This is a genomic window from Streptomyces sp. NRRL S-31 (assembly GCF_000718775.1).
Lineage (GTDB): Bacteria > Actinomycetota > Actinomycetes > Streptomycetales > Streptomycetaceae > Streptomyces.
The window spans coordinates 1-2,973 of the sequence record NZ_JOCB01000199.1 but is presented as its reverse complement, the minus strand read 5'-3'; the positions used below and the strand labels follow the sequence as shown (position 1 = coordinate 2,973).

General features: G+C 69.0%; 2 protein-coding genes and 1 pseudogene. 1 reads left to right on the top strand and 2 read right to left on the bottom strand.

Translation table 11 applies throughout. From position 1 onward, the window contains the following. Positions 1-380: 380 nt before the first annotated feature. A complete protein-coding gene (locus IF37_RS0138085) occupies positions 381-824 on the top strand; it encodes a hypothetical protein (protein ID WP_253915967.1) in 444 nt (147 codons plus the stop codon). A gap of 491 nt (positions 825-1,315) precedes the next feature. Here the strand turns inward: IF37_RS0138085 and IF37_RS44175 are convergent. Further along, positions 1,316-1,924 (bottom strand): annotated as a pseudogene (locus IF37_RS44175) (helicase associated domain-containing protein); the annotation flags it as partial. Between the two features lie 827 nt (positions 1,925-2,751). After that, on the bottom strand, positions 2,752-2,973 hold a 222-nt coding region (locus IF37_RS0138075; protein ID WP_030754194.1), incomplete at its 5' end, for a helicase associated domain-containing protein.

Below are 2,973 nucleotides of genomic sequence, written 5' to 3'. Positions count from 1 at the left end.
CCGTGCGGGGTGCTGTTTTCGGGGATCCGGGTGTGGGCGCCGGCCACCGCCCCGGGCCTCCAGCTTCGACATGATGTCGTCGGCCTGCTTGTCCGTGAGGCCGGCGGTGGCCAGGGCCTGGAAGACGGTGAGCCGCGTCGCTGCGGCCTCGTGCTGGTGGTGGCTGACGCGGGCTGGCTCCTGGCCGCACGCGTCGTCTTGTCCGGTGCGTGGGGCCGCAGCCTTGGAGGCGATCCCGATGCCCTCGACGCAGTTCCAAGACCTCTCTCCTGGGCGTCGGTCATCACCCGGACAGCCTGTTGTGGTCGCGGTGCGAAGGAAGCGAGGCGAGGCTGTGGCTGTCAGAGAACGCGGCTGACCCCACACGAGGGTGTGCAGCGGTGACCGCGCCGATCAGGAAGGTGGCGGCCATGGCGGAGACGCCTGGCGGGGTCCGTCAGGGAACAGACCCCCGCAACAGCGAGTGGACGACCGGCCCGTCCCTGTTCGCCGGCTTGGCACTGGAGTTGAGCGGGACGCTGAGTATTGTTCTGGGCGTTGCCGGCATCGCACAGGGCGCCATCTTCAACGCACCTGGGTACGTCTACCGTTTCGACGTGACAGCTTGGGGCTGGATCCATCTGGTAATCGGGCTCGCGTTGGTGGCTGCGGGCCTGGGAGTGCTGGTCGGCAAGAGTTGGGGCAGAGGGGCCGGTATCGCGCTGGGCGCGGTGAGCCTGATCACCCAGTTCATGTTCATTCCGTACTACCCCCTGTGGTCGATCAGCGTGATGACGCTCGACCTCCTCGCGATCTTTGCATTGAGCAGGTTCAGCGTGACGTAGGGCAGTGTGTCCTCTTCGGTGGGGCGGACGAGTCAGGCCCTGCGCGTCCGTCCTACGAGTCGCCGGCCAGTAGCAGCACCACGCGCGCCCGGGAGTCGTCTCCCGGGCGCGCGTGGTGCTGTGCCGGTGTTCACGCCGTCTTCGTCTCCATCTCCGTCTTCGTCTCCGTCTCCGTGGTTTTGGCCTTGGCAGTACTTCATCCGCCTCGCCCTTGACGGGGTCCGCTGGATGATCCCGCTTTCCACCTGATCTGGGCCGGCGCCGACTGCGAGGACATCGCCTGCGCCGACAGCCATGCCGCGTACGGTAACTTCCGTAACTGGGCCTGTCTGACCGTTTTCGTCTGCACTGCCTTCGAATGCACTGGCCGGTGCCGTGTCGGTCAGGATGTCCTTTGCTGGGTTTTCAGTAAGCCTGGCTGCGTATACTGGCCTGTCCCTGTCTCCGGTTCATCTGGAGAACGCCGAGGCGGGTTTGCTGTTCGCCGGTGGCTATGGCCAGTGCATGGCGATCGCGGTGAGTTGCTCGCGCCGCTCGGGGGACAGGCTCGCGGCCCGCGAGCGTTGGTTGCCGATCCACGATCCGAGCTTCAGTTCCTGCTCCTCCTGGTGCCCGTCGTCGTGGCCGGTGACGATCCGTTCGGTGTGTCCCCTGGGCACCCGAAGGTGTCCTTCGCGTTCGTAGTACTGGCGGGCGGCGGCGTAGTTCATCGCCCACCGGTCGGAGTGCTTGCGACGCGGAGGCGGCTGTACCTCCTCGGCCGCGGGATGGATCCCGAGGATGTGTTCGCACATCCACTGCTGGGCGCTGGTGAGCCGGTCCCGTCCATGGCGCTGTGCCCTGACCCACCGCCCGAGGTCCTCGCCCTGGTGTACGGCCTGGCCCGGGGCGGTGGGCAGTGTGCCGCCGGTGTCCAGGTGCCGGCGGGTGAGGTGGAAGGCACGCTGCCATTCCACGGGCCAGGCGGGGCACCAGGCGGGGTCGATGTCCTCCAGCTGCTCGCGCCGTTCCGCAGGCAGTGTTCCGGCGCGGGCGTCGGCTCGGGCGTTCTTCAGCCAGATGCCGATCTTGTGGCCCCGGTGGACGGCGTCGAGCGGCGCCTTCCTGGGTGAAGCCGTTCGACAAGGTGACCGTGTTCGCCACGTACGCCAGCGGCCAGACCGTCTCCCGCTCCCAGCCCAACGCCTGCTCCCACCACCGGCTCACCACCGCACCCGCCAGTGCGAACACCCGCTCCGGCTCGGCCCCCACCCCCACCGCCCGCCGCGCCACCCCTGTCCACCGCCGCTGCGCCGCGGCCATCTCCGGGATGCGCCGTACGTCCAGAGACTCGTGGGGTTGGTCGGCATCCGCGCCCAGGAGCCACCTGCCGTGCCGGACACACACCCGGGACCAGAGCGGTACGTACCGCACTACCCGTACGTCCGTCCCCGTGCGCCGCGCCGTGCACGGGCGGCAGCCGTACGCCACCGGCCCGGCGACCGCCCCGCCTATCCGCCACACCGCCGCCGGAGCCTCGTCTGCTTCGGCGGGCAGCCTGGCATCCTCCAGCTCGCAGGACGGCAATGCCCGCGCCAGCACGCCTTCCTCGACGCCGCACAACTGGGCCAGCAGCCGCCTCCCTCCAGCGTTGAGCAGCACATCGGCATCGGCCCGAGGAGCCCCGCTCACGTGTCTGGGCCGCTGGCTGCGCCACTTCCAGCCGGGCCGCAGCGACGATGTTTCCAGCCCGTAGGAGGCGGCAACACGGCCGATCAAAGAGGCCGTGGTCTCCTGCGGCAGGGGGCGACGCAGGATCGGCTGGTGAGCGCCCGAGCCACCAAGATCGTTTTTGCACAATTGTGCAAGTGGGCCGGGTCCCGGGGTTCTGGGACTGGACGACCGTTCCTCGTGGAGGTGCGCTGGCCACACACGGCATGTCGGTCTTCTACCGTGCCCAGGACATGCCGAGGTTGGCGAGGGCGGCGCGCTGCTCCGCGGTGAGCTTGTCCCGCCGGGACTTGGTGTTGGAGACCCAGACGCCCAGTTTTACGGTTACCGGTTCCGCCTCGCCGTCGACCGTGACCTCCTCGGTGTGCCCGCGCGGCACAGGCCGGTTCGCGCCTTCCTTCTCCACCCACTGCGTCAGGGCGGTGAGGCCCCGCTGGAA